The organism is Flavobacterium sp. (genome assembly GCF_044373165.1).
Lineage (GTDB): Bacteria > Bacteroidota > Bacteroidia > Flavobacteriales > Flavobacteriaceae > Flavobacterium.
The window spans coordinates 1-26,083 of sequence record NZ_JBILQL010000002.1 but is presented as its reverse complement, the minus strand read 5'-3'; the positions used below and the strand labels follow the sequence as shown (position 1 = coordinate 26,083).

General features: G+C 38.4%; 28 protein-coding genes. 16 read left to right on the top strand and 12 right to left on the bottom strand.

The window, feature by feature from the left end; all coding sequences use genetic code 11:
* Positions 1–52: 52 nt before the first annotated feature.
* Complete coding sequence (locus tag ACIQ32_RS00545) at positions 53–3,607, bottom strand: T9SS type A sorting domain-containing protein (protein ID WP_396193690.1); 3,555 nt, start codon at positions 3,605–3,607, stop codon at positions 53–55.
* 314 nt (positions 3,608–3,921) lie between these two features.
* Here ACIQ32_RS00545 and ACIQ32_RS00540 point away from each other — a divergent pair, with 314 nt between their 5' ends.
* On the top strand, positions 3,922–4,623 hold the full coding sequence (locus tag ACIQ32_RS00540) for a VIT family protein (RefSeq protein WP_396193689.1): 702 nt from the start codon (positions 3,922–3,924) through the stop codon (positions 4,621–4,623).
* A gap of 142 nt (positions 4,624–4,765) precedes the next feature.
* Here ACIQ32_RS00540 and yaaA read toward each other — a convergent pair whose 3' ends face one another.
* Positions 4,766–5,524 carry a peroxide stress protein YaaA gene (gene yaaA / locus ACIQ32_RS00535; RefSeq protein WP_396193688.1) on the bottom strand — a complete coding sequence of 253 codons (759 nt, stop codon included), beginning with the start codon at positions 5,522–5,524 and terminating at the stop codon, positions 4,766–4,768.
* A 165-nt stretch (positions 5,525–5,689) separates the two neighbouring features.
* On the opposite strand from yaaA, the gene ACIQ32_RS00530 reads away from it, so the two are divergent.
* From ACIQ32_RS00530 to ACIQ32_RS00495, 8 genes are all read left to right on the top strand, one after another.
* Positions 5,690–6,163, top strand: a complete 474-nt coding sequence (locus ACIQ32_RS00530) for a hypothetical protein (protein ID WP_396193686.1) — start codon at positions 5,690–5,692, stop codon at positions 6,161–6,163.
* 76 nt (positions 6,164–6,239) lie between these two features.
* Positions 6,240–7,217: a YitT family protein gene (locus ACIQ32_RS00525; protein WP_396193685.1), complete on the top strand. Its 978-nt coding sequence runs from the start codon at positions 6,240–6,242 to the stop codon at positions 7,215–7,217.
* Positions 7,218–7,287: 70 nt separating this feature from the next.
* The gene (locus ACIQ32_RS00520) at positions 7,288–7,755 is read left to right on the top strand and encodes a hypothetical protein (RefSeq protein WP_396193684.1); all 468 of its coding nucleotides are present in this window, start codon (positions 7,288–7,290) and stop codon (positions 7,753–7,755) included.
* 1 nt (position 7,756) lies between these two features.
* Positions 7,757–8,413: a Pr6Pr family membrane protein gene (locus ACIQ32_RS00515; protein ID WP_396193683.1), complete on the top strand. Its 657-nt coding sequence runs from the start codon at positions 7,757–7,759 to the stop codon at positions 8,411–8,413.
* A gap of 62 nt (positions 8,414–8,475) precedes the next feature.
* Complete coding sequence (locus ACIQ32_RS00510; RefSeq protein ID WP_396193682.1) at positions 8,476–9,108, top strand: hemolysin III family protein; 633 nt, start codon at positions 8,476–8,478, stop codon at positions 9,106–9,108.
* A gap of 6 nt (positions 9,109–9,114) precedes the next feature.
* Positions 9,115–9,888 (top strand): sulfite exporter TauE/SafE family protein, encoded by a 774-nt coding sequence (locus ACIQ32_RS00505; RefSeq protein WP_396193681.1) that lies wholly within the window; start codon positions 9,115–9,117, stop codon positions 9,886–9,888.
* Positions 9,889–9,989: 101 nt separating this feature from the next.
* A complete protein-coding gene (locus ACIQ32_RS00500) occupies positions 9,990–10,157 on the top strand; it encodes a hypothetical protein (protein ID WP_396193680.1) in 168 nt (55 codons plus the stop codon).
* A 73-nt stretch (positions 10,158–10,230) separates the two neighbouring features.
* Entirely contained in the window at positions 10,231–10,620 is a 390-nt protein-coding gene (locus ACIQ32_RS00495; RefSeq protein WP_396193679.1) for a DUF1398 domain-containing protein, read from the top strand.
* Between the two features lie 6 nt (positions 10,621–10,626).
* Here ACIQ32_RS00495 and ACIQ32_RS00490 read toward each other — a convergent pair whose 3' ends face one another.
* The gene (locus tag ACIQ32_RS00490; RefSeq protein ID WP_396193678.1) at positions 10,627–11,385 is read right to left on the bottom strand and encodes an oxygenase MpaB family protein; all 759 of its coding nucleotides are present in this window, start codon (positions 11,383–11,385) and stop codon (positions 10,627–10,629) included.
* 180 nt (positions 11,386–11,565) lie between these two features.
* On the opposite strand from ACIQ32_RS00490, the gene ACIQ32_RS00485 reads away from it, so the two are divergent.
* Together ACIQ32_RS00485 and ACIQ32_RS00480 are read left to right on the top strand one after the other, a co-directional pair.
* The gene (locus ACIQ32_RS00485; RefSeq protein ID WP_396193677.1) at positions 11,566–12,993 is read left to right on the top strand and encodes an L-serine ammonia-lyase; all 1,428 of its coding nucleotides are present in this window, start codon (positions 11,566–11,568) and stop codon (positions 12,991–12,993) included.
* A 117-nt stretch (positions 12,994–13,110) separates the two neighbouring features.
* Positions 13,111–13,497 (top strand): response regulator, encoded by a 387-nt coding sequence (locus ACIQ32_RS00480; RefSeq protein WP_396193676.1) that lies wholly within the window; start codon positions 13,111–13,113, stop codon positions 13,495–13,497.
* 15 nt (positions 13,498–13,512) lie between these two features.
* Here the strand turns inward: ACIQ32_RS00480 and ACIQ32_RS00475 are convergent, their stop codons facing one another.
* The 8 genes from ACIQ32_RS00475 to ACIQ32_RS00440 form a co-directional block, all read right to left on the bottom strand.
* A complete protein-coding gene (locus tag ACIQ32_RS00475) occupies positions 13,513–14,565 on the bottom strand; it encodes an outer membrane beta-barrel protein (protein ID WP_396193674.1) in 1,053 nt (350 codons plus the stop codon).
* On the bottom strand, positions 14,562–14,996 hold the full coding sequence (locus tag ACIQ32_RS00470; protein WP_396193673.1) for a nuclear transport factor 2 family protein: 435 nt from the start codon (positions 14,994–14,996) through the stop codon (positions 14,562–14,564). Before ACIQ32_RS00470 ends, ACIQ32_RS00475 begins: the two co-directional genes overlap by 4 nt.
* 2 nt (positions 14,997–14,998) lie before the next feature.
* The gene (locus ACIQ32_RS00465; protein ID WP_396193672.1) at positions 14,999–16,303 is read right to left on the bottom strand and encodes an ABC transporter permease; all 1,305 of its coding nucleotides are present in this window, start codon (positions 16,301–16,303) and stop codon (positions 14,999–15,001) included.
* A 146-nt stretch (positions 16,304–16,449) separates the two neighbouring features.
* The gene (locus ACIQ32_RS00460) at positions 16,450–17,370 is read right to left on the bottom strand and encodes an ABC transporter ATP-binding protein (RefSeq protein ID WP_396193671.1); all 921 of its coding nucleotides are present in this window, start codon (positions 17,368–17,370) and stop codon (positions 16,450–16,452) included.
* Between the two features lie 292 nt (positions 17,371–17,662).
* Positions 17,663–18,787 (bottom strand): molecular chaperone DnaJ, encoded by a 1,125-nt coding sequence (gene dnaJ, locus ACIQ32_RS00455; protein WP_396193670.1) that lies wholly within the window; start codon positions 18,785–18,787, stop codon positions 17,663–17,665.
* Between the two features lie 8 nt (positions 18,788–18,795).
* Positions 18,796–19,365 (bottom strand): nucleotide exchange factor GrpE, encoded by a 570-nt coding sequence (locus ACIQ32_RS00450; RefSeq protein WP_396193669.1) that lies wholly within the window; start codon positions 19,363–19,365, stop codon positions 18,796–18,798.
* A 272-nt stretch (positions 19,366–19,637) separates the two neighbouring features.
* Positions 19,638–20,543: a TIGR01777 family oxidoreductase gene (locus ACIQ32_RS00445; protein WP_396193668.1), complete on the bottom strand. Its 906-nt coding sequence runs from the start codon at positions 20,541–20,543 to the stop codon at positions 19,638–19,640.
* Between the two features lie 78 nt (positions 20,544–20,621).
* On the bottom strand, positions 20,622–21,074 hold the full coding sequence (locus ACIQ32_RS00440; RefSeq protein WP_396193667.1) for a DUF4442 domain-containing protein: 453 nt from the start codon (positions 21,072–21,074) through the stop codon (positions 20,622–20,624).
* 198 nt (positions 21,075–21,272) lie between these two features.
* On the opposite strand from ACIQ32_RS00440, the gene ACIQ32_RS00435 reads away from it, so the two are divergent.
* The 5 genes from ACIQ32_RS00435 to ACIQ32_RS00415 all read left to right on the top strand — a co-directional run bounded on the left by ACIQ32_RS00435 (position 21,273) and on the right by ACIQ32_RS00415 (position 25,590).
* Positions 21,273–21,728 (top strand): DUF4870 domain-containing protein, encoded by a 456-nt coding sequence (locus ACIQ32_RS00435; protein WP_396193666.1) that lies wholly within the window; start codon positions 21,273–21,275, stop codon positions 21,726–21,728.
* Positions 21,729–21,822: 94 nt separating this feature from the next.
* Positions 21,823–22,152: a PadR family transcriptional regulator gene (locus tag ACIQ32_RS00430; protein ID WP_121314380.1), complete on the top strand. Its 330-nt coding sequence runs from the start codon at positions 21,823–21,825 to the stop codon at positions 22,150–22,152.
* A gap of 5 nt (positions 22,153–22,157) precedes the next feature.
* Positions 22,158–23,909, top strand: coding sequence for a PspC domain-containing protein (locus ACIQ32_RS00425; protein ID WP_396193665.1), 1,752 nt, complete (start codon positions 22,158–22,160; stop codon positions 23,907–23,909).
* Positions 23,910–23,911: 2 nt separating this feature from the next.
* Complete coding sequence (locus ACIQ32_RS00420) at positions 23,912–24,652, top strand: head GIN domain-containing protein (protein ID WP_396193664.1); 741 nt, start codon at positions 23,912–23,914, stop codon at positions 24,650–24,652.
* A gap of 101 nt (positions 24,653–24,753) precedes the next feature.
* Positions 24,754–25,590: a GIN domain-containing protein gene (locus ACIQ32_RS00415; RefSeq protein ID WP_396193663.1), complete on the top strand. Its 837-nt coding sequence runs from the start codon at positions 24,754–24,756 to the stop codon at positions 25,588–25,590.
* 54 nt (positions 25,591–25,644) lie between these two features.
* Here ACIQ32_RS00415 and ACIQ32_RS00410 read toward each other — a convergent pair.
* On the bottom strand, positions 25,645–26,083 hold a 439-nt coding region (locus tag ACIQ32_RS00410; protein WP_396193661.1), incomplete at its 5' end, for an NAD(P)/FAD-dependent oxidoreductase.

The following is a 26,083-nucleotide window of genomic DNA, read 5'->3' as shown; positions in this document are numbered from 1 at the left end:
ATCTTTATGCAAGTCTAAAACGGCTTTATAAGCCTTAAAAACCAGCCTGAGGTTACTGTTTGATTATCTTTTTGGTCCAAGTTGTACCGGAAGCATCTTTCAAAGTCATTAAATACACCCCTTGACGCAAGGAAGCAACATCTATCACAGAAGTATCTTTCACCGTAAGGACTAATTGTCCTAATTGATTGTATAGGCCAATGCTTTCAATAGGAATCTCGGATACCACTGTCAAAATGCCTTGAGTCGGATTGGGATATACCGTTACTTTAGCCGCTTCAAAATCAACTACTGATAAGGTTTCCACAAATACGGTAGAAGCTGTATTGGTAATAATTGGCGGATTGAAATCGAAATAAATGGCGGCTACCGCGTTTATAACATCGCCCAACACAACATTGCTTTGTGGTTTGATTTTATAAGTAATAAACCCATGAGAGTTAGGTTCATCAGTAGTACTATCCGGCAAATTGATGTTGTCGAAAATAAAACTCACTTCACTCCCATTGCTGATAGCTACACGACCGGCATGACTCAAGCTTTCCAACTGCATGGTGGTCCAATCCAATTTGCTGTCCAAGGTATGGTCAACCCTCACATTGATAGCGCTGGCCGTTCCGGTGTTTTGAAAACGAATGAGGTAATGAAGGTATTCATCAGCATCAGCTATTAAAACTTGGTCGCCTTCCAAACAGGTAATATCGTTGGGATCGTAGGAACCAATAACCACCTGACTGTATTGAAACACATTGTCTTCGGGCGTATAATCGCCTCCAATTGGGTTGATGGTAGCTGTGGACAACAATACCTCATCAATATTGGTAACCGGTGGTGCAAATACATTGAATCGCAAATCAATGGTACGGGTTTCGAATGGATTTATATTGGTAAAATTAAAAGTCAAAGTATTAGCGGTTTGCGAAGCTATAGCTGTGGTAGCATCCAAGAAATTCAATTTGGTATTGTCAAACTCAAAAGACACTGTTCCACTCAATTGAGTAGTTCCTACATTTTTATAAACTATGCGGTAACCTGTCATAAAGCCGGGTCTCGGATCGTTAATCGTGGGATAAAAGCTAACGACCAAATCATTGATATTGGCAATAGGCGCTATACAAAAATTAACCGTATCACTGTTGCCTAAGCCTGTAAAATTAGATTGAAAACTCGCCGGACTGGCAGCATAATACGTTGGCAACTGCGAAGTAACCTGCGTGGTTACTATGCCGTCTTCGGTCGTATAAATTTGAAATTGTCCGTTTTCTTGTGAAAATGTAGCATTAGAACCATTACTATCTGTGGCAACCAGCAACACACCACTAACCAAGGCATCGGCTTCGGTACAACCATCGCCTAACAAATCGAAACGCACGTTTCCACTGATACTGTTAGACGTTTGCACTCCGGTGTTGCCATACCACAAAAGCTGGTCTTCCTCTGAAATCGCTACAATATCAACTTTGCCATCGTTGTTGATATCCGAAGCTACTAAGGTATTCGGACTAAAAATATTTTGGGCAATTATTTGTTGGGTATTGGCAAAAGCGCCCAACCCATCGGTATTTTCATACCAGGCTATGAGCGGATTAATAGTGCCGGCAGAAGCCGAAGCAATGTCTTTATCACCATCATTGTCAAAATCGGCTACTATGAGGTCTTTTGGATAGGCAAAAAGAGTGCTGATGATTTGAATGGGACCAAAATTCCCCAAACCATTCAAGTTTTTAGACCAACCCAAATAAGAGTTCGAGGATGTTTGGCCTATATCGCCTATATAAATCAAATCGTTATCACCATCGTTGTCAAGGTCGGCTATCTTAGTAGAGTAAGCTTTGTAAGTACTGGTTTCAAGTAATATTCTGGCACTGAAAGTTCCCAAGCCATTGGTATTCATAAAACGCATCATTCCATAACTGCCGGCTACCGATAAATCCAAATCACTGTCGCCGTCTAAATCGCCGAAATCGATGCGATACATGGTAAAATTGCTGATATTATCAATGGTTTGTTGCGGACCAAAGGTGCCTGAACCCAAATTTTTATACCAAGCTACACGGGTGGTACCGAGGGCAAACACATCCATATCACCATCATTATCAATATCAGACAAATACACTTTTGAGGCCAGGTACAGGTTGGTATCAATGGCTACCGGAGCGGCAAAAGTACCCAAACCGTCGGTGTTTTTATACCAAATGACTTTATTGTCTAAGTAGGACGTTGCCAGTACATCTTTAAAGCCATCACCATCCACATCGCCTACGAATACAGAAGATGCACCGTTAACAAAATAATCAATAAGTACTTGCGTATTGTAGTAATTGCCCTGACCGTCCAGGTTTTCATACCAGGATATTTTATCGTCCCAGTAGGAAGCGGCTACCAAATCTTTATCGCCATCGCCGTCAATATCCTCAGCAGCCACTACACGTCCGCCATCTATATGTTTGGTAAGTATGGTGGGCGTAAAACTGACGGCACTGTTAGCCTTAGTAAATAAAGTCACATTATTACCGCCGATAGGCGCTATAAAATCTAAATCGCCATCGTTGTCCATATCGGCAAATTCTATGTCGCGTACACTGCCGCCGTTGTTGCCTATGAGGGTTTCGGGGCCAAAAGTTCCGTTACCGTTGGTGTTTTCAAACCAACCTAATTTTCTATCGGTATTCGAACCAAAAACGATGTCTTTGTCGTTATCGCCATCTACATCCACTATGCGGACAACTTGCGCAGAAACAGCCGAAGTGGTTAATACTTGTTGCGGACCAAAAGCATCGGTACCCGTAAGATTTTCGTACCACGCTATTTTATTGTCACCACCCGAGGCGGTAGCCACATCCATATCCCCGTCACCGTCTAAATCGCCGGCATAGACTGACGTAGCAAAATCGATGGCATTGGTTAGTAAAGTGCGTGTTCCAAAACCGGAAAGGCCATTGTTTTTGTACCAAGCCACGCCCTGTGAACTGTTGATGGAATAGGTTGAAAGCACGTCTAAATCGCCATCGCCATCAATATCAGCCGGAAAAATAGACGTCACGGAAGAGGCACTAGTTTCGATATTAAAAGTAGTACCAAAAGTCCCTAAGCCATCCGTATTTCGAATCCATTTGATGGTCCCGTCGGCACTGGAAGCCCAGAGTAAATCAGGGTCGTTGTCGTTGTCCATATCGGCTACGATAACTTGATTGGCTTGAAAAGCATAGGTAGCTTGTTGTAAGACAAAGGTGCCGTTGCCATCGGTATTTTTGTACCAAGTAAGGGTGTTGCCCGACAAAGAAGTCGCAACTATATCTAAATCGCCATCGGCATCTAAATCGGCCGCAGCCACGCCCCATGGTGTTTGTATGGTGGTTGAAATAACATGCACCGTCACTTCAGTAGCACTGCCGTTAAGGTTTTCCAACCAAACCAAGCGGTTGCCAAAATACGAAGGAACCACCACGTCTTTGTCGCCATCCCCATCCAAATCAGCGGGAGCTACCCCAAAGGCCGAGGACACATACAACGAGGCATCAATAACCCCGTTTTCCTCGAACACCACTTGTGCGTTGGCAGCCAAAACAGCAAACCATACTAAACCGAATGTAATTTTTAATTTCATAGCTATTGTTTAAGAAGCGTAAATTTAAACAAATATCCATCAGTAACTCGTTCTGATGTAGGTTTTTGCGTAGTGTTCTAAAAGGAAACCCCGAAAGTACAGATGTTAGCCCATTCTCAAAAAACAAAAAGAAAAACCAAAACCCCACCATCATGACCCAACTAAAACCTCTACTTGTCCTATTAATTCTTTTGACCACCACTTCTACAGTAGCCATAAAAGAAAAGCGCCACTTTAAAAATCCGCAAAAATCAGTTTAATTTGTGTTATCCGTGGTCAAAATAATCGTAACTTTATAACTAAATCCTAAGCTTATGATCACCATAGACAACTACCTGGACAGCCATTACATTCACCGAAGCAATTGGTTAAGAGCCGCTGTTTTGGGTGCCAACGACGGCATCATTTCTATTTCCAGTTTGGCCATTGGCGTAGCCGCTGCCAGTGCCACTAGAGAACCTATTGTTTTAGCCACCGTTGCCGGTCTTGTTGCCGGTGCTTTGTCTATGGCAGCCGGAGAATATGTCTCGGTAAGTTCCCAAACCGATACCGAAAAAGCAGACATTGAAAGAGAGATTAAAGAACTTCGGGAAATGCCCGAGGAAGAGCTCAACATTTTGGCGCAAATCTATGAGAAGCGAGGCCTAAAAAAAGAAACCGCAAGGCAAGTGGCTATCGAACTAACCGAAAAAGACGCGTTAGGCGCTCACATTAGAGACGAGTTGGGGATTAATGAAATTAGTCAGGCCAACCCTATTCAAGCCGCCTTAGCCTCAGGTGCCGCGTTTAGTGTTGGTGGTCTGTTACCGCTTTTAGTTATCCTCTTTGCACCCGTGCTCCAAATGGAATATTGGCTATATGGTTTCACCACTATTTTCCTAATCATATTGGGAGCCACGGCTGCCAAAACCGGTGGTTCAAGCATTAAAAAAGCCATATTGCGTATTACAATATGGGGAACCATTGCTATGGTACTTTCAGCGTTGGTAGGATATCTTTTTGGGGTAAGTGTTTAATTGTTTTGTGGGAAGTGATTCGACAGGTTCAGCAGGACAAACTTGCATTCAATTGAGTTATAGGGTAAAACCAGGCAGCGCTGCTTTAAAATCGGTAAAAATCTGTCCGATCTGAATTATTCGTGGCCAAAAACTTCACAACTCACCTCGTAAACACCAACGTATTCCCCTTACTCAGATTTGCGTCAAAGGCGTAACCTTCGTAATTAAATCCTTTTAAATCATCTATAGTTTCGGCATTGGTGTCAATGATATAGCGCACCATTAAGCCTCTCGCCTTTTTGGCAAAAAAACTAATCATTTTAAGTTTTCCGTCTTTGTAGTCTTTGAATTCGGGCGTAATCACCGGCACTTTCAAGGTTTTGGCATCTACTGCACTAAAGTATTCGTTGCTCGCGAGGTTGATAAACAACTCGTCTTTTTGTAATTCGTCGTTCAAGGCTTTGGTAATGGTTTTTTTCCAAAACTCGTAGAGGTTTTTGTTTTTGCCCACGGGCATAGACGTGCCCATTTCCAAACGGTAAGCCTGCATTAAATCGAGTGGCTTAAGTAAACCGTACAAACCCGACAGGATTCGGAGTTTGTCCTGCAATTCCGGTAATTGTTCCACCGGCAAACTGTACACATCCAAACCGGTATACACATCGCCATCAAAAGCATAAACCGCCTGACGGGCATTATCAGGGGTAAACGGCAGTTGCCAGTCTTGGTTGCGTTGCCAATTCAACTCCGCCAACTTTTCGGAGATGTCCATCAAAGCTGAAAGCTGTTTGGGCTTTTTCTTTTTCAAAGTATTCTGAATGGTAGCGGCTTGTTTCAAAAACAGCGGCTCCGTATAAGCAGTTACCGGAACCGTTTTATCAAAATTCAAAGATTTGGCCGGAGAGATGACAATTTTCATTGCAAGGATTTTAAGTGCTTCAAAAATACAAATTCAAAGCTAAAATCAAGGCTTAAAAAATGGAGATTTTTGATGGTTGTATCAACAGAATTGATATTATCAAAATGTTAAGGCGTTAGGGTTACAGGAGCAAAAAAAGTACCTTGCTGACTCAAAACAAAGCATATGAAAAAAGCATTGGTCTTCTTTAGTATTTTTTTATGGCTGTCGTGCAAAACCCCAAAAAGCGTAACCGAAACCGTGGCTACCGAAAAAAGAACGGCGGTTATTCTACCACCCGAAGCAGTGGAAACGGCCAAAAAAACCAAAGCGTATGAGTTGGGCAAACGGGTTTTGGAAGCCTGCAACACTTCGCGTTTTAAAGCTTTTACTACGGCCGAAGCCACAAGCAAAGTGATAGCCAATGCCACCGCCGAAAAGATATCGGCCACTTGTCAAAAAATCATCTTGCGCAACGGAAAGTTTATCGATTTAAAGTTAACTGAAGTGATTCATAACGAGGTAACCGATGAACTTTTGTTTAGGTATGCCATACAGTATGAAAAACCACTTTTTAAAAGAGAATTACGAGTAACGCTCAATGCCGAGAATAAAGTGTCTGCACTTGCCACTAAAGAGCTAAAGAACCAACCCTTCTAAATAACAGTTTGTAGCTTTCGACAATTTATTGTAAATTAACCCAATTAATCTGTACACGCACTCAAAATCACCTGATATGAATTCATTCTGGGAAAAAGTCATTATTGAAACCATCCTCAAAAAACCGCGTAAAAAAAGCGGTAAAACCAAAAGCTATTCTAAATATGAATTGGCCAAAGGCTATCGGGAATTTGTGATTTTAGCCAAAAGGAATTTCAAAGATTTTATATTGATTACTTTGGGTATCTTTTCGGCTTCCTTCGGATTCAAAGGCTTTTTGCTCACCAATCACTTTATTGACGGTGGCGCTACCGGGATTTCGTTGCTCATTTCAATCCTGACAAACATACCGTTATACCTGCTCATCATTGGGGTTAACTTACCCTTTGTGATTATGGGCTATCGCGTGATGGGGAAAGCCTTTGCCATTAAAACCGCTTTGGCCATTGGCGGGCTGGCCATTTGCTTGGCTACGGTAACGTTCCCCAATGTAACCGATGACAATTTATTGGTAGCCGTTTTTGGCGGATTTTTCCTGGGAGCCGGAATCGGACTGTCTGTTCGAGGCGGTGCCGTGATTGACGGCACTGAAGTTTTGGCGATATTTCTAAGTAGAAAATTCGGGACAACCATTGGCGATATTATAGTAATGATCAATATCTTGATCTTCTCTGCGGCGGCTTATTTCTTAGGCATAGAAGTAGCACTTTATTCGATGATTACCTATTTGGCCGCTTCCAAAACCTTAGATTTTATTGTGGAAGGTATTGATGAATATATCGGAGTGACTATAGTTTCCTCTAAAAGCAATGAAATCCGTCAGATGATTATTGAGGTTATGGGCCGTGGCGTTACAGTATACAGCGGTAAACGCGGTTATGGCAAACGCGGGGAAACCAAGGAAGTAGAAATTATTTACACGGTAATCACCCGATTGGAACTGAACAAACTCAATACTGAAATTGAAAAAATTGAACCTACCGCTTTTGTGGTAATGAACAGCATAAAAGACACCAAAGGCGGCATGATTAAAAAAAGACCGCTGAAACATTAAGTACTTTTTCAAGATTAAGTACATTAGAATCTTTGGAATTAAAAAAACAATTAAAACTCAACCCTAACCCATGAAAAAATGTTTTGCCTTAGTCTTTTTAACTACCTCGATGATTATCGGGTGTAAAAAAGAAGTGCCGGAAACCCCTGAAAAAATGCCGGTTAAAACCAAAACAACTCCCAAAACAAATATCAATACACTTAAAGATTGTTATGTAGCCAACTTGGAAGGCAACATCATAGAAATGGAAATCCAATACCATTCGAAGGACATTAGCGGGACTTTAACGTATGCTTTTGTGGGTAAAGACCTCAACACAGGAACTTTTAAAGGGAAAATGGTCAACAATATTTTGATAGCCGATTACACTTTTGAATCCGAAGGAGTTAGTAGTGAGCGTCAAATTGCCTTTAAATTGGTGGACAATCAGTTTGTGGAAGGCTATGGAGAACGCGTTAAAAACGGAACCCGTTTCAAAGACATTGCTAAATTGGAATTCAACTACAATATGCCTTTAAAAAAAATAGTTTGTCCTTGAGATGATGGAAAAGCTTCAACATAAAGCCATTTTTGTTGGTGCTGCCATAGGTTGGTTTGCGGTAATCCTGCAATTTGTGCTAATGATGCAAAACCGTGTGGAGTCGTTAACAGAAACCACCATACGCTTTTTTAGTTTCTTTACCATACTTACCAATTGTTTGGTGGCTTTGTATTTCTCGGTATTGTGGTATCAAAAACCTCGTTCGTTGGTGTCGCGCTTTGAAAAACCGGGTTTTCTAACGGCTACAACTCTTTACATAACAGTGGTAGGTACCGTTTATCAGTTGGTATTGCGCTGGATTTGGGAATCAACAGGAATGCAAAGAGTGATTGATGAACTGTTGCATTCAGTCATCCCAATTTATGTTATTGTATTTTGGATGGCTTATGAAAATAAAAAAGCGGTTTCGTGGAAAGCCATCCCGAGTTGGTTGCTTTATCCTTTATTTTACTTGGTATACATTCTTTTCCGCGGCCATCTTTCTGGTTTTTATCCCTACCCGTTTGTGAATGTAAATGCCTTGGGTTTGGAAAAAGTGTTGGTAAATAGTGGTACTTTAGTATTGGTTTTTATGGTTTTGGCCGTTGCCTTTGTCGGATTAGGCAAACTCCTTGCTAAAGTTAAAAAGCCCAATAATACAACTCCGGATTTTTAAAACCGTTGTGCATATAACCATGCTTGCTTTTTACTATTTTTACAGCACACATTACTACTTTGATGAAACACCGTGAACAAACCCGTAAAGAAGAATTGGCCAACGCCCTTTCCCATGGTTTAGGCGTATTGTTTTGTCTCATCGCGATGCCCATTGTCTTGGCTATCACTTATAACGACAACGACTTAACGACTTTTTATTCGGTGGCCGCTTTTGCTGTTGGGATGTTTTTGGTTTACAGTTGTTCTACTTTTTATCATTTTGCGCAAAAAGAAAAGACCAAAAGTTGGTTACAAATTGCCGACCATATCAGTATTTATTTTCTCATTGCCGGCACTTATACACCCTTGATGATTAAATACCTGCCGAGTGAAACAGCTTTTGTATTTCTGACTACGATGTGGACGGTAGTATTTTTAGGGATGTTTTTCAAAATCTTTTTCATCAACAAGTTCGAATGGTTGTCGGTGGTGCTTTATTTAGTGATGGGTTGGATGATTGTATTTGTGATTAAACCGTTAATTAATTCAGTACCGCTAAACGTTTTTTGGTGGATATTAGCCGGTGGATTGAGCTATACCGTTGGGGTTTATTTTTATGTCAAGAGTTATAAAAATTACTATCACACCATTTGGCATGTCTTTGTTTTATTGGGAACCATACTACATTTTATGGCCATTTATTATAGTCTTTAGGTCACCATGGAAATCTATATTATTTCAATAATTGCTTTTGTTGTAGCTCTACTGACCTTCTTTTCCGGATTTGGATTGGGTACCATCTTAACACCGGTATTTATGATTTTCTTTCCGGTAAATATTGCCATCGGACTCACCGGTGTTGTCCATTTTATCAATAATGTATTTAAGTTGATTTTAGTGGGAAAAAAAGCTGACCGCAAAGTTGTACTGCGTTTCGGCATTCCGGCCATTATTGCAGCTGCTTTGGGTTCGTGGTTGTTATTGAATATTTCTGATATTGAACCGCTTTTTACTTATACCCTTTTTGACAAAACCATTGAAGTCTTTCCGGTGAAGTTTATCGTGGCTGTCTTGTTAATCATTTTTGCTTTACTTGACCTTATTCCCTATTTCAGCCGACTAGAATTTGGCCCCGAAAAATTACCGCTCGGTGGTGTTTTGAGTGGTTTCTTTGGCGGATTGGCCGGTGTTCAAGGCGCGCTCAGAAGTGCTTTTTTAATCAAAGCCGGTTTGTCTAAAGAATCATTTATCGCAACTACCGTTGTGGTTTCCACTTTTGTAGACATTACCCGTTTGAGTGTGTACACTAGCAGCTTCGACAAAGCCGGGCTGACAAACAATTTACCTTTGGTGATTTGTGCTACTTTATCTGCTATTGCCGGAGCTTACCTTGGGAACAAACTATTGAAAAAGGTAACTTTACAGTTTGTAAAAGTAACCGTAGCTGTACTGCTGATATTGATTTCTTTAGGATTGGGTTCAGGGTTGTTGTAAACCCCAATTTCATTTTAAACCACTCACAATTAACAATTTGATAATCCGTATTATAGGATTTAGACACTAATTTTTTTTACCTTTAGATAAAACCTTAAGTCATGGAAATCAATTGGATTATAATAATTATTGTAGCGATTGCCGCTATTGGATTGGTTGCTTATCTGATTCGTCAAAATCAAAAAGATGAAAAAAAGGTAACAGCGTATTTTAATACTGACCTTACAGAAATAACAGAAGAGGAAGAAGAATTAAACAACTTGAGATAATCATTTCAAACGACAGTTAATCCTCTTTTTTTAGAATATTTATTTATTTTAGCCGGCAACTAAAATCAAAACCATGTTCACCTTAGAACAAATCAAATCGGCCCATGCGAAAGTACAATCGGGAGCCGATTTCCCTAATTATGTACAAGAGCTTATCCAATTGGGTGTAACTCATTATGAAGCCTTTGTTTCAGATGGTCACACAGCTTATTTTGGAAAAGACAACTACAAAATTACGGCACTCGCAAAATACGACTCCTTAACTGTAGCCGAAAAAAGCAATATCGACCAATTCAAAATCGATTTAAAAGCGCACCAACAAGGCCAAACCGATTATATGACTTTTTGTAATGATTGTGCTAAATCGGGTGTTGAAAAATGGTTGGTTTGTATGGAAAAAATGACTTGTACTTACTACGACAAAGACGGGAAAGCAATGCTTACAGAAACCATTCCGGATTGATTTTCTTTAGTAAACGTCCAATGCTTTAATTTGTTCTTTATAGTCAGACGGCAGTAAGATTCCTTTAAGCAACCCATCTATTTTCAGCAATCTACTTGCTTTATACAGTGGCACGACAGGCGTTAGCAAAGAGAAATCGCTAAACTGTAATAAAACTTTGACCCTATTCGGACAAACTAGTTTTTGCCCTTCGATTAAAACTTTAAAACGCATAGTGCCAAGGTGTTTTTTGTATTGCTTAAAAAGATCGGCTGTAAACGCACTCTTTTGCAAGTCGGCCATTAAATGAGCTTCTCTTACCGGTAGCCATTCCATATAATTCGTTGGTAATTCCTTTAATCCCATTCTAACACCAACGCGATAAAAGACATTGTACACTTCTTCCTTTTCTGCCTCGGTTAATTTTGTTTCAAGCAGTTCATAAGCCGCAATGGAATAATGAATCAACATAAACAACACATCGCGATACGCCCAATCGGGAATGACTGCACCGCGATTTTCCTCTACAGCACTGTGTATTTTTCGCATGGTATCAATGGCTTTATCGGCTTCTTCTTTTGGAGCAAATACTATCATTCGGGCATACCTTACCGTTGAAAACAAACGACCCAAAGGATCCGATGGCAACTTTCCGGTAAAGTAAAGCCAATCGACCGCTTTGTTCAAAGCAAACTCAGCCGCAGCACCGGCAAAAATGAATAAAATGGTGTCGCTCTTGCCCCAAATTTTTCTAACGATTGAATGTCGTTCTACAAAGAATTCCATGATTTTTTTTGGCTAAATTATAAAAAAACAAATAAATTAAAAGTACTTTGAATTACAAAGTTTATTTACTAACAAAAGAGTCTATAAGTTTGGACCAAAAAATCAAAAAAAACTGAACACTGACAACTGACAACTGAACACTAATTTGAATATCTTTGTCGCAACTAAATCGATATAGTAATGGAAGAATGCATTTCGGTATTTGATATGCTTAAAATTGGTGTCGGACCTTCAAGTTCACACACACTCGGCCCTTGGCGCGCTGCAGAACGTTTTATAAAGGAATTAAGAGAAGACAATCAGTTAAATAAAATCACTACCATAAAAGTAGATTTGTATGGTTCGTTATCGTTAACAGGAAAAGGTCATGCCACAGATTATGCCGTAATGTTAGGACTAAGTGGTCAAGATCCGGAATATATTCCCGTACAAAATATCGATAGTATTATTCAGACTATTGCAAAAACGCAGCAAATTAATTTGGCCAACGAGCTGGTAATCGACTTCAATCCGGAAACAGCTATCGTTTTCAATAAAAACTTTTTGCCTTTTCATGCTAATGGAATGACCTTTACCGCTACTACCACTGAGGGAAAACAAATTATCTCTACCTTCTATTCCATCGGTGGCGGCTTTGTGGTAAAAGAAGAAAGAATCAATGCCCAAAAGAAACACCAAATTAAATGTGCGTTTCCCTTCCCTATTCAGAATGCTGCCGAATTGTTGGAATACACCATCAAAGAAAATAAATCGATTTCCGAAATAGTGTATGCCAATGAAATTTCGATGCGTCCCGAGGCAGAAGTGCACAGCGAATTGATGCGCATTTGGAACACCATGTTAGAATGTATGTTTATTGGTTGCCATTCCGAAGGCATACTTCCCGGCGGCTTAAACGTTCGTCGCAGGGCTTTCGACATGCACCAAAATCTCATCGGGCTAGCCAACTATAATTCGCCTCAAGAATGGCTGGAAACCATCCGTAAAACCGAAGTGAAGTTTCGCCAAATCCTTAAATGGGTTAGCTGTTTTGCCTTAGCGGTCAATGAAGTCAATGCTGCTTTAGGTAGAGTCGTAACCGCGCCAACCAATGGTAGCGCCGGCGTAATTCCGGCCGTATTGATGTACTACATGGTGATAGAAAACCACCAAGCCGACGAGAAACAAATCAAACAATTCCTAATGGTGGCCGGAGAAATTGGCAGCATCTTCAAAAAAGGCTCAACCATTTCCGCGGCTATGGGCGGATGTCAAGCCGAAATCGGAGTTTCCTCAGCCATGGCGGCCGGAGCTTTGTGTGAAGTGATGGGCGGAACACCGGAGCAAGTGTTAATGGCAGCTGAAATCGCTATGGAACATCATTTAGGCTTAACCTGTGATCCTATTGGTGGTTTGGTTCAAATTCCGTGTATCGAACGCAATACTATGGGCGCTATTAAAGCCATCAATGCCGCAGAATTGGCCATGGAAACGGATGCCAAAAATGCCAAAGTACCGTTAGACAAAGTCATCGACACCATGTGGCAAACGGCCAAAGACATGAATTCCAAATACAAAGAAACTTCAGAAGGTGGTTTGGCTGTGGCTGTAAATATGGCGGATTGCTAAATAACCCCTAAAATAAGTCTTTCGGAAAATGAAGGAATTATATAATTTTCTTCAAGAATAGTATAAGAAGTTTTTTTGACCTTGTCCATATCTTAGCTTTCCAAAAAAGCTGTAATCATGGACTCTCGTACTATCTATTATCTTGACATAGACAATGAAGATTTATATTTTTTCAAACATGTTATAGAAGCACTGGGACATCGTATCTCCATCTATAAGGACGGTTATAAAATGATGCAAGATTTGAAACAATCTGAAACCAAACCCGATATCCTTTTTTTGGGCACTCATATGCCTATATTGAATGGCAAAGAACTGATTGTCATCCTAAAAAACTCCGAAAATTTAAAAGCTATTCCTATAGTTATAGTCTCCGGAGCTTTGCCTAAAAAGCTACTGAGACACTATCAGGATGCCGGAGTAAAACATATAATGAAAAAAACAAAGGGAACAGATTATAAAGCTGCCTTTAAAGAAGTATTGGAAATGAAGTTCGTTTTATGATTAAAGATGCTTTTTTCAAAATTCAAATGATAAACTCGTGGTGATGTAAAAGTTGTTATTGACCATAGAAGTATCATTTATAAATATCTCTTTCTGACTGTTTAAATACCTCGCTTCAGTTCTGAATTTGACTTTATCATTAATGAGATAATCGGCATTCCAGGACAATCCAAGGGTTTTAAATTGATCATTAGAAGCTATAATTACATTGTTTTTATCCTGATAAAATTCAACTCTTAAGGCCGTTTGCCACTTGGGAACGATGGTATATTGTGTCACTATTACCGGACTCATCCAAAACAATTTACGGTCATTATCGGTAACATCTGTCTGCATTCCTGCATCAAAGCCTACAATAGTGCGCCATTTGGAATTCCATTGTTTGTCCCAATACCAATTACTGAAATAGCGCATGCCCCATTCATTGTTGTACAATTCTTTCCCTACAAAAGTACTCCAATTAAAAGTTGCCTTTTCAGATGGCTTATAGACTATTTGAGAACCCAAAGCCGGTGAAACATTTTTATTAGGTTTATTGATACGTTGCCATCCATTGGTTACCAAACCGGAAAACTGCCATTTGTCATTGGGTTTATAAGTATATTTAATTCCCGTCATAAAATAGGGTGAATTTTCAGCCAATAAGGAGCGAGTCAAATTCAAATTTGAGGCAGAAGTTGCGGTTTCAAATCCGATATAACTGGGCAAAATTCCAACTTCAAGGGTTGATTTTTTGGCTTTGTCAAGAAACAAACCTACATAAGCTTCACTGATAATCTTAGTGTTTTCATTGGCATAATTATCTTCTACATAAGTTCCGGCATGCAAAGCAATGGCAGCATAAGCATTCTCGTATTCGGCTTTGGCTCTTAACAAACCTACATTGATACTAAACTCATTATGTCGGTTATAATTATACATAAACGGTAACTTTGCTTCAGCTTTGGGCTGATTAAAATCGTAAGCATAATAGGTTTCTAAAAAGCCTGAAAAGGATAATTTTAATGCTTTATTTTCTTGGGCGAAGGCAGTAATACCAAACAATACTAAAAACAATAACTTTCTCATTTCTTCTTTCGGGTATCAATCAAATGCACTATTTTCCAACTCGAAGTATCTTTAAACAAAGTAAAAGCATTCACGCCTTTGTGGCTAAACTTGCCATTGAGGTAGAATTCATATGGCGTCCAAACGTGTGCCATGGTACCGTCGACTTGAATATTGTAGCTTAGAATACGTTCTTCAAACTTTACATCAGCCGGAATGGTGGCTATTGAAACATAAAACTCTTTTGGTGATTCTTCCGAAAACTTATTGCCTTTAGCACTTTCGGAGATGGATTGTAATACCAATTTCTCGCTGCAAGTCGATTTGATTTTGACAGTATCTTTGGCATGAAAACCTTCAAAGAACGTTTCGATAGTTTTTTGCACTTCGCCCTTTTGGGCCTGACCCGAAAAACTAAAAAACAATAAACCCCATAAAACTAACTTTTTCATCTTTAGTATTTTGACCATTTGTAGAGTTCTTTCCAGGTTGGTTTTTTGCCATACATCAATATTCCCACACGATAAATCTTGGCTGCAAACCAAACCACTAGGAGGAATGTTGCAAACAATAAAACCAAAGAAACGGCAATTTGCCAAAGCGGTACGCCAAACGGGATGCGCATCATCATTACGATAGGCGAAGTCAAAGGAATCATAGAAAACACTGTCGCGACCGTTCCATGCGGATCATTGATAACAGTGAAAAATCCGATGTAAACACCCAAAATCAAAGGCATGATGATAGGCAATAAAAACTGTTGCGAATCGGTTTCGTTATCCACTGCTGCACCTATTGAAGCATAAAACGAACTATACAAAAAGTAGCCGCCAATAAAATAGAAGATAAACGAAATTAGAATAGTCGCTATCGGTAAGTTCCATAGCTCTTTCATGTACATGGCAACAGAACCGCCCATTTCTTGTTGGGCATTTTGTAAAGTTTGAGCGTCAACACTCGATGTTGCTCCCATTTGTATCCCAAAAATAGAGGACAAAACAAACATGGCAGTTAATCCGAGTAGAGCCCAAATCATAAACTGTAAAATTCCCGCTAAGGAAGTTCCGATGATTTTACCCATCATGAGTTGAAAAGGTTTTACCGAAGAAATGATGACTTCAATAATACGAGACACTTTTTCTTCGATGACACTTCGCATCACCATGTTGCCATAAATTACGATGAACATCATAATCAAATACCCAAAAGCACCTCCTATTCCAATTTTAATTTCGTTTAATCCTTTTAAAGCCGCTTCTCCGGAAGCTTTGGATAAATTGATACTGACTTTTGATTCGGCTTTTTCAATGGCTTTCACGTCTAAACCCGATTTGGTATAGTTTTCTGTGGTGAGTTTGGCGTTGATAATCGATTCTAAATCTTCTACAAACAGCACACTTGGACTATCGTTAGAGATGTATTCTATTTGCTTTTGAAGTGAATCGGAAGCGGTAATCTTGGGTATGAAAAGCAAACCTTCATAGCTTTCGCTGATGATACTGTCTTTTAGAGTCTTGGTATCGATTAAAGACAAATCCACATATTTATATTCGGCATCACTTTTAAATTCTTTGACAAACAACCCGGTTTCATCGTGAATGGCTATCGTTTTTTGATCGGCCTTCATGGTACTGAGATAACCCACAAAAACACCGATGCCTACAAACAACAACGGACTTAAAAAAGTCATAACAATGAATGATTTGTTGCGCACTTTAGCGACAAATTCTCTTTTGATAATTAGACTTAGTTTGCTCATATTTTTTAAATTCCAATATTTTAAAATCCAAATTCCAAATAAAACTCAATTTTTCAAATTCAAAACAATCTGTTAATCAATGTTTGAAATTTGTTTTTTTTGACATTTGCTATTGGTTTGTTATTTGGGTTTTGATTTTTGTTATTTTATTCCGTTACCGTTTTAATAAAAATATCATTCACGCTCGGTATTTTTTCCACAAAATGGGTTACTTGTCCGCGTTGCACTAAAGTGTTCAATAGTTCATTTCGCGTAGCCGTGCCAAGATTGATCTTCAATTTCAATTCATCGTGCAACGATTTGAAATCGGTTGGTGCCAAAGTAAATTTCTGTGACAAATCATACATCAATCCTTCTACATTATTGGTCAATATTCCCACTTCATAATCATTGGTTCTGAATTGTTTTTTGACTTCAGACAATCGGCCTTCAATGAGTTTGTTGGATTTGTGAATCAGGGCGATATGGTCACACATTTCTTCTACGCTTTCCATGCGGTGCGTTGAAAAAATAATAGTGGTTCCTTGTTTATTGAGCTCGATGATTTCGTCTTTAATCAAATTGGCATTCACCGGGTCAAATCCTGAAAACGGTTCGTCTAAGATGAGCAGCTTGGGATTGTGTAAAACGGTCACAACGAACTGTACTTTTTGCGCCATTCCTTTAGATAATTCTTGCACTTTTTTATTCCACCAACCTTGAATTTCCAAGCGGTCAAACCAATAGTCTAATGCTCTTTTGGCTTCGGCTTTGGATAAGCCTTTTAACTGTGCTAAATACAAACATTGCTCGCCTACTTTCATGGTTTTATACAAACCGCGTTCTTCCGGCATATAACCAATAGAATGTACATGAGAAGGATTAAGTTTCTCTCCATCCAAAATTATTTCACCATTGTCAGGCATGGTGATTTGGTTGATGATACGGATTAGGGAAGTTTTTCCGGCGCCATTCGGTCCGAGAAGTCCGTAAATGCTGCCTTTGGGAACGGTTAAAGAAACCTCGTTGAGCGCGGTGTAATCACCGTATTGCTTTACGACTTTGTTTACTTCAAGTATATTGCTCATGATTGAGATAAATTTCAAAAAGATAAATAACAAATTTCAAATAAATTCCAAATCTGAAAATTCCAAAACATTAAATAGAACAAATTTGAAAATTGAAATTTGATTATTACTTGTTTTTTGGCTTTTAAAATTTGGTGTTATATTTTGTAAAAGTAACCAATAAGTAGTCAAACGAAAATGTTTGTTACAAAAAAAAACCCACCCTGATTTTTACAAAAGGATGGGAAAAATTGCTATGAAAAAGAAATTACTTGTTTCCAAGTAATAATCAAATGTAAAACATATTTTTTAATTATGAAAACATATCTTTTACTTTTTCAAAAAAAGATTTATCGCTTTTTTCAGGTTTCGGGATGAAGTTATCATCAGTTAGTGATTTTTCAAAAAACTGACGTTGTTCTTTGCTCAAACTCTTTGGTGTCCATACATTTACATGTACTAACAAGTCGCCATTGCCATAGCTGTTAAGGCTCGGAATTCCTTTACCTTTGAGACGTAAAATTTTACCCGATTGGATACCGTCTTCTAATTTGATTCTTACCTTTCCGTTAACGGCTTCAATTTCTTTGGAAACACCTAAAGCGGCTTCAGCAAAACTGATGTACAAATCATAATGGAGGTTTTCGCCTTCGCGTTTTAAAAACTCATGTTCTAATTCTTCGATGGCTACAATCAAATCACCCGGAATTCCGTTACCCGGAGCGTCATTTCCTTTAGCGGAAACTTTGAGTTGCATGCCATCTACAACGCCTGCAGGGATTTTGATAGATACGGTTTCGTCTTCCATTATCATTCCGTGCGCGTCGGCATTGTTGGGTTTGCTTTCTATGGTTTGTCCAGCTCCACCACAAACGTGACAAGTTGTGGCCGATTGCATTCTGCCCAAAATGGTATTGGTTACCCGCAATACTTGACCTTGACCGTTACAAGTGGTACAAGTTTTATATTTTACACCCGGTGCTTGCACCTTGCGTTTTACTTTGACTTTCTTTTCAACGCCATTGGCAATTTCTTCCAGAGTTAGCTTAACTTTGATGCGAAGATTACTGCCTTTAACGCGACGTTGTCCGCCACTGTTGCCGCCAAATCCGCCAAATCCGCCACCGCCAAAAGCACCTCCGAAAATATCACCAAACTGACTGAAGATATCATCCATGTTCATGTGATGCCCGCCACCAAAACCGCCGGCTCCGTCAAAGGCAGCATGACCGTATTGATCGTATTTGGCTTTTTTATCCGGATCGCTTAAGACTTCATAAGCCTCAGCTGCTGTTTTAAAATTTTCTTCGGCTTCTTTATTGCCCGGGTTTTTATCGGGGTGAAACTCGATAGCTTTTTTTCGGTAAGCTTTTTTTATCTCTTCAGCAGAAGCACTTTTGGAAATGCCTAATATTTCGTAAAAATCTTTTTTGCTCATACTCTTTGTTATTGTCCGATTACGACTTTTGGAAAACGAATAATTTTGTCGCCCAATTTATATCCTTTTTCCACTACATCCACAATTTTACCTTTCAAATCCTCAGTTGGTGCCGGAATTTGGGTTATAGCCTCCGCAAAATCAGCATCGAAACTATCACCAGCTTTTATGTCTACTTGTTCCAAACCTTTGGACACCAAAGTGTTTTTCAACTTTTCGTGAATTAATTCAACGCCTTTCAGCAAAAGTTCGTCTTCACTTTTGGCAATTTGCACCATAGCCCTGTCAAAATCGTCTAAAACCGGTAACATGGCTTGCAAAACTTCTTGATTGGCAGTTTTGAATAAATCGATACGCTCTTTGGCGGTTCTTTTTTTGAAATTTTCAAACTCGGCAAAAAGACGTAAAAACTTGTCCTTTTCTTTGGCTAATTCTTCTTGCAATTGGGCTTCAACACTAAGTTCTTCTGCCGCTTCAATTTCATTGGCTACATTTTCTGCGGCACTTTCAATAGGCTCTTTATCCGTGTTATCAGTATTCATTGGTGGTGTATTTTTAAAAATATTTTTGATTTTCATTTGGGAATTTTTCCTTTTTCGAGTAAGCAAAAGTACTGCCAATTCTTTGAAAATGTCAAATTGTCATTAATTTTATCAGACAATAAAAAAAATAAACTATCGGATAATTTAATATAATTTTAATATAATTTTAAGACTATTACGTTTTCGTATAACCTATATTTGTTACATAACATTTTAAAACACAAATCCCAAGGTTGGCTTTATGCTGTAAAATTATTAATTCAACAATCTTTTATAGTAAAAAAGAGCTGTCAACTGACAGCTCTTTTTTATTGATACAAATTGTAAAGGGCTTTCTCTAAATGGGGAAAATGAAATTGGAAACCGGCAGTTTTTATTTTTTCAGCACTGAGATTTTTACTGGAAAAAAGCAAATAAGCCATTTCGCCTAAAATGAGTTTCATTATGAACTCTGGAATATTGGGAAGCCACAAGGGTTTCTTGATTACTTTGGCTATCGTTTTGGTTAATGTAGCATTACTTACCGGATTGGGACTAACCGCATTGTAAATTCCTTCCAACTGATTTACCAAAGCAAAATTGTACATAGCAATTAAGTCCTCAATATGAATCCAAGATTGCATTTGCTTACCCGAACCCATTGCAGAGCCAAAGCCAAACTTTATCGGTTTTACCATTTCAGGCAATGCTCCGCCTTTATCAGACAACACTATACCGGTTCTTAGCTTGCAGACTTTAATACCTAACACATTGAAAGTATTGACACTTGCCTCCCATTTCTTGACCACATTAGACAAAAAACTATCTTCTGTTTGTGTGGTAGTTTCATCAAATACTTGATTGAAACTTTCAGGGTAAATGGCTGTGCCTGAAGCAGCAACAATTTGCTTGACTTGATTGGGTGTTTTTCTTAAAAGATTAAAAAGCAATTCACTGGATAAAGTTCTGCTTTCAATTATTTCTTGCTTGTAGGCATTGGTCCATCTTTTGGCAATATTAGCGCCTGCCAAATGTACAATCGCATCAACTCCATAAATACAACTTTCATCTATTTTCCCTGATTGAGGATTCCAAAAGAAACCTTTGATGTTTGGCTTATCCTCAATTTTGGAGGCGGAAGTAGTTAAATAATGAATGGTATGCTTGTTTTTTAACAACAACTTAACCAGTTCACTACCTACTAAACCCGTTGCCCCGGTGATCAGAATTTTCATTGTCTTTTTATTTTTATCAAAGTTACAATGATAACTTCCTAAAAAAAGGCTAATTATAAAGGGTTTAACTTTTGTTAATTACTTTAATTTTATACTCCATTCAAAGTTTAACTCGGAAACTTGTTCTCCTTTTTGATTGATTCCGACCGACTTCATCCAAAAAGTCTGCCCTTCTCCAGTGTTTATAGTTCGCTGAATGGCTTCTTCAATCAAATGACCATCATTACAGGTAAAAGTAATGCGACCCGTTGCCTTTTTAGTAAAGTTACCGTTATTGTTAGCTACCAACATAGAAATCTTTTGGCCTGATTTTTTGATTTGCATCATTACCAAAGCACCGGTAGTCAATTCGGCTGCCATAGCTTGAACCGCAAAATACATGGAGTTGAAGGGGTTTTGGTTGAACCATCGGTGCTTGACCGCAACCACACATTGCTGTTTTGAAATCGATTTTACCCTAACGCCGCACCAAAACGCGGAAGGCAATTTGAAAAATAAAAAGGTATTCAATTTAGAAGGAGAAAATTCCATAAACACTTGATTTTGCTATAAAAGTACAAAAAAATAGTGGGTTTTAAAGTTTATTCCAAATGTTAATATTTTGTTAATTTTAAGTACTTTGTATTGCATAATACCTTTTTTTAACCTTATCTTTGTATAAGAAATTAATAGCTTATCAATAGTATTATAATAAAGGAGTTTCAATCATCACTTAATAAATCAAAAAAAATGACAACTACTAACGAAAAAAACTTGGCTACGTTTCTGCACTTGAGTGCTTTAACCCAATATGTGATCCCTTTTGGAAACTACATCTTCCCAATTGTAATTTGGAGTACCAAAAAAAACGAATCTGAATTTGTAGATTATAATGGAAAGCAAGTCTTGAACTTTCAATTGAGCATCTTTGTTTACACTGTAATATTGTGTTTGATTGCTATTCCGATTTTAATTTACTCCATTTTCAAAAATGTGCCCGATGGAGACTTCCATTTCAACAGAGATTTTGTAATCGACAATTTGAGTATGGGAAATTTAACCGGCATTTCAATCTTAGGAATCATCGCGGTATTGTTGTTCTTTTTTATCAAAGTAATCGAATTTGTTTTAATCATATACGGTGCCGTAAAAACCTCAAACGGTGAACATTATAAATACCCGTTGAGCATCCCTTTTTTCAAATAAAATCAATCAATCATCAATCACAATCACCGGTTTCAATCATCAAGGAAACAATCAAAAAACGAATGTTAATCAGAAAAATTAAAAATCATGTACTATGAACATTGAAAACACAAAAGCCCAGATGCGAAAAGGTGTTTTAGAATTTTGTATCTTGTCTGTCCTAAAAGAAAAAGACGCCTACACTTCTGAAATCTTAGACACTTTAAAAAACGCTAAACTGCTTGTAGTAGAAGGAACGGTTTATCCGCTATTGACAAGACTTAAAAACGACGGATTGCTCAACTATCGTTGGGAAGAATCAACTTCGGGACCGCCCAGAAAATATTATGGCTTAACCGAATTAGGAAAGACATTTTTAACTGAATTGAACGGCACTTGGACCGAATTGTCAGACGCCGTGAACATCATAACCAATCAAAAATAACAATCATGAACAAAACAGTAAATATTAATATAGGTGGTTTATTCTTCCATATCGATGAAGATGCATACCAAAAATTATCAAGATATTTTGATGCTATAAAACGTTCTCTTTCCAATTCTTCCGGAAAAGACGAAATCATGAAAGACATTGAAATGCGTGTGGCCGAACTTTTAACAGAAAAACAAAAGTCAGACAAACACGTGATCAATAATAAAGATGTTGACGAAGTAATTGTAGTGATGGGTCAACCGGAAGATTACCGCATTGACGACGAGGCCACAGACGCTAAATCTGAACCGTTCTACAACATGCCTAACCGAAAAAAATTATACAGAGACAAAGACCGTGGCTTGATCGGCGGGGTTTGTACCGGATTAGGACACTACTTTGGAGTAGAGGCTGTTTGGATTAAAATCATCTTCTTGTTGTTGGCGTTCACCAGCTTCGGAGTAATTGCTTATTTAATCCTTTGGATTGCAACGCCTAAAGCAGTTACCACTTCCGAAAAATTAGAAATGACCGGAGAACCGGTAACCATTTCCAATATTGAAAAAAAAGTCAGAGAAGAATTCGATTCGGTTTCTAATAAATTCAAAAACGCCAATTATGACGAAATGGGAAACCAAGTCAAAACCGGCGCTGAAAGAGTAGCCAGCGGCTTAGGCGATGTTCTCATGAAAATCTTCGGAGTATTTGCTAAAGTTTTGGGGTCAATCATACTGGTGTTCTCAGCTTTATCTTTGGCCGGACTTTTTATAGGATTGTTTACTTTCGGTTCTACCTCTTTTATTGATGCTCCTTGGCAACGATATGTAGAAGCCGTAAATTATACTGACATTCCGCTTTGGGCTTTCGGATTATTGACTTTCTTAGCCATTGGAATTCCGTTATTCTTCTTCTTGTTGTTAGGATTGAAACTATTGGTCAGCAACATGAAATCGCTTAGTGCTGCCGCTAAATACAGCTTATTGGCCATTTGGATTTTCGCCGTGGGTTCATTATTTGTAATCGGAATCAAGCAATCAACAGAATCTGCTTTTGAAGGGAAAGTGGTTCAAAAAGAAACCTTAAACATCCAACCCACAGATACGTTACAAATCAAATTTGTGAGCAACGATTATTTCTCTAAAAATGTTTACGAACATGAAGATTTTATCTTTACTCAAGATTCTGTTAAAAACGAAGTAATTTATTCCAACCAAATCAGCTTCGAAATCAAAAGTACAGATAAAGCACAACCGTATCTTCAAATTGAAAAACTGGCCGACGGAAAATCGTTCAAAGAAGCCAATGAGAGAGCTGAAAAAATCAAATACGGATTCAAAGTGGTAGGCAACCAATTGTTATTAGACAACTACTTACTAACTGAAATGGCCAGCAAATACAGAGACCAAAGAGTAGAATTGTATTTATACCTTCCTAAAGGAACCGTATTTGTAGCCGAAGAATCTGTGCAACACTTTGACGAATCCGACAATCAGTTTTTCAACCTTCACCACACTTCTGATAAATACACTTATAAAGTGGATGAGACCCAAGTGAAATGTTTAGATTGTCCTGCAGATGAAAACGAATACAATGACATCCAAGGAGAAGTGCAATCCGAAGAAATTAACATTATCAACGAAAGTGACACCTCAGAGACTGTTACGGTTAAAATAAACGGCAAAGTGGTATCCGAAACCAAGTCAGGCAAAACAAATAAAAAAGGAAAATTAACCGTAGGAAGCGACGGAGTAATCATTAAAACCGAATAATCATGACAAAAATTGTAATTCTCTTTTCAAAGATAGTAAGCGCTGCTTTAGTCGCTTTGTCGATAAGCTCATGCAACGGCAATTTCAACTTGGGCAACAGTGTCAGCGGAAGCGGTAAAATAGTAACCGAAAAACGCAATGTAAGTCAATTCAACAAAATAACCGTAGCCAATGGTTTAGATTGTGAAGTGATTCAAGCCGACAATTTTGAAGTAACGGTAGAAGCCGATGATAACTTAATCAACGGTATAAAAACCCATATCGAAAACAACACCTTGGTAATCTATTCAGAATACAACAATTATATCAACGTGACTTCCAAAAAAATCACAGTGAAATTGCCTAAAATATTGAGTTTAGAGAGTTCCAGCGGCTCAACATTAAAATCAGTAAGTTTGTTAACCGGTGAAGATATTACGCTCAAATCGAGCAGTGGAAGTTCAATGGAAGTAGAAGTGGAATCAGATAAAATTACACTGGAAACTACTAGTGGTAGCGAACAACAAATCACCGGTAAAGCATTAAAATTGTATACAGCCTCTTCCAGCGGAAGTCATATAGAGGCAAATGAATTAATCGCCAACGAAGTCTATTCGCAATCTAGCAGCGGCAGTTCAACCACAGTCAATGCTGTATTGCTTTTAGACGGAAAAGCCTCCAGCGGCAGTTCCATAACCTATGTCAAAACACCTAAAGAAGTCAGGGTTGAAGAAAGCTCCGGTGGAAGTGTCTCAAAAGAATAAGTTAATAAAACATCCCAATAACCATTGGGATGTTTTTTTTTCTATTTTTGACTCACCAAGTCATTTGTACAAATTGATGTAAAAACCAAACAACTACCTTAATGAAAAAGTATCTACTAATCTGTTGTCTTCTCCTAACAGCATTCGCTTTAGGCCAAAAAAAGGAAAAAATTAAAGGCTCAAAAATCGTCAAATCGGAACTCAAAACCATTGAAGATTTTGACAGTATCGAACTCGAAGACAACATAGAAGTATTTTTAGTAAAGGGAAATGACTGTGCTTTGGAAATTGAAGCCGATGACAATTTGATTCCGTTCATCGATTACAAATTAACAGGAAGTAACCTTAGAGTGGTTACCACTAAAGATATTTCGAGTTTCAAAAAACTGAGTGTTCGCATCACTTACACCGACAAACTCAATATGGTTATCGCCAAAGACGAAACCAATGTTACGGCTTTGTCAGAAGTGTTATTGGACAATGTGACCTTCAAGAGTTACGATTATGCCAAATTGTTTCTGAATGCCAACACCAAGAATTTCACTTTAATGGCTAACGACAAATCAAAAGTGGAACTGAATTTAAAATCGGTCAAAACCGCCATCGACTTAAGCAAAAGTGCGTATGTAAAAGCACTAATTTCCTCAAGCGAAATGAAATTCGATTTGTACCAAAAATCAGCGGCCGAAGTAGAAGGTGACATCATAGACCTCAAATTAAGATTAGATAACAATACCGATTTTACAGGAAAAAAATTAACCGCGAAGAATGCCTTATTAGAAACCAGCGGATTTTCTAAAAGCAGTATAAAAGTGAGTAATATTGTTACTATCGATGCTTCAGGCGACAGCGAAATTGAACTTTATGGCGAACCGGTAAAAATAGAAATGAAACGTTTTATCGATAGTGCCGAACTTCATAAAAAACCCAGCAAATAAAAAAATCCCGTCTCATTTGATTGAGACGGGATTTTTTATTCAAGAAAATTATCTTTAGTCTAAAGCTGCCAAATATCTTTCAGCATCCAAAGCTGCCATACAACCAGTTCCTGCAGCAGTAATCGCCTGACGGTAAACATGATCGGCAGCATCACCGGCAACAAATACACCCGCTACATTGGTTTTTGAACTTCCAGGCACATTCACGATGTATCCGGTTTCATCTAAATTGATATAATTCGCAAAAATATCGGTATTGGGTTTGTGACCAATAGCCACAAAGAAACCGGTAGCCGGAATGGTGATGGTTTCACCGGTAGTTTTATTCAAAGCTTTGATTTCCGTCACCACTTGTCCGTCTCCAACAACTTCAACAGTATCGTGATTCATCAATATCTCAATATTTTCAGTTTTGCGAACGCGCTCTTCCATAATTTTAGAAGCTCTAAATTTCTCGCTTCTCACCAACATCGTTACTTTTTTACACAATTTA